Origin of the sequence: Caulobacter sp. 17J65-9, from assembly GCF_010975005.1 — a bacterium.
GTDB lineage: Bacteria > Pseudomonadota > Alphaproteobacteria > Caulobacterales > Caulobacteraceae > 17J80-11.
On the sequence record NZ_JAAIVC010000304.1, the window covers coordinates 1 to 1,218 of the forward strand.

The 1,218-nt window shown below is 76.9% G+C and carries 2 protein-coding genes; both read right to left on the reverse strand.

Annotation, left to right across the window (positions count from 1 at the left end; translation table 11 throughout):
- The coding region (locus G3573_RS21535) for an acetoacetate decarboxylase family protein (protein WP_163263670.1) at positions 1–447 on the reverse strand (447 nt) is incomplete at its 3' end.
- 165 nt (positions 448–612) lie between these two features.
- Positions 613–900: a hypothetical protein gene (locus G3573_RS21540; RefSeq protein WP_163263671.1), complete on the reverse strand. Its 288-nt coding sequence runs from the start codon at positions 898–900 to the stop codon at positions 613–615.
- Positions 901–1,218 lie beyond the last annotated feature (318 nt).

A 1,218-nucleotide genomic window follows, 5' to 3' on the forward strand; every position in this document is an offset into this window, starting at 1 on the left:
CTGCAGCAGCCGCCCGAACAGCGGCGCGGGCAGGCCCGGCCCGCGCGGCGCCTTCGCCGCTAGCGCGGCCACCGGCCGCCCCGCCTCGGACAGGCTGTCGCCCGGACCGAAGGCGCCCAGCCGCTTGGGCACGGCCCAGATCGCGCGGCCGCCCTCGACCGAGGCCGGCGCATCGACCCAGATGTGGGTCACGTGGACCGCCGGGCCGCCCCAGTCCCACACCGGCGTGGCCAGCAGCACCTCGCCGTAGTGCAGCGTGCTGCCCGCCCCGTACTCGGCCCACAGCCCGACCGCCACGCCGCGCCCGCCCAGCCGGATCGGCCGCAGCCCGGCCGGCAGGGGCGCCGCGTCGTCGCTCAGCCACACCGACACCAGCGCCCGCCCGCACAGCCGCCACGGCGGGGGCGGAAAGCCGGGCGCGTCGGCGCCGGCGTCCGTCACGGTCATCGGGCCGTCCTCCGCGTCCGCATCGACAATGCGCGCGGGCGCGCGGCGTCGCCAGCTTCGTCGTCGCAGCCGCGAGCCGGTGCTCTTCTCTTCTTCCGCTCCTGCGAGCGGAACCCTGGGCCCTCGGGACAAGCCCGAGGGTGACGACAGTGGAGGCCGTCGGGCCTAGCCGCCGATGAACAGGGCCAGCACGCCGACCGGCAGGGCGGCGATGGCCACGCGCCAGAGCATGACCATGCGGCTGAGGTGCACGTCCTCGACCTCGCGGTGGCGGTGGCTGAAGGCCCAGGCCCAGGCGCGCGGGCCGACCACGGGCAGGTCGTCCGGCAGCACGTCGAGGCCGCGGCCCTCGGCGCGCAGCCGCCTGACCGTCGCCCGCAGCTCGAGGCCGGCGGTGACGTAGGCCGCCAGCGCCGCCGCCCCGACCAGGCTGGTCACCGAAATCATCGCCACGCGCAGGCCCTCCGACAGGGCCGGAACATTGGGCGGGCGGGCGCGCGGGTCAATCGCGGCGCGTGGTCGCCACCCTCGTCGCAGCGCCAGTTGAGCCCGCCCTGACGCGACGGTAGAAAAACGCGACCGCCATCCGGGGGGAGAGACGGCCGTGAAACTGCATTCGTGCCTGGCCGCCGGCTTCGCCCTGGCGCTGCTGCTCAGCCCTGGCGGCCCCGCCCGCGCCGACGCCCTGACGCTCGCGCAGGTGACCGCGGCGGCCGAGCGCGGCGACTACGACGTGCTCGCAGCCGCGACCGCCGACACGGCCCTGGAGGC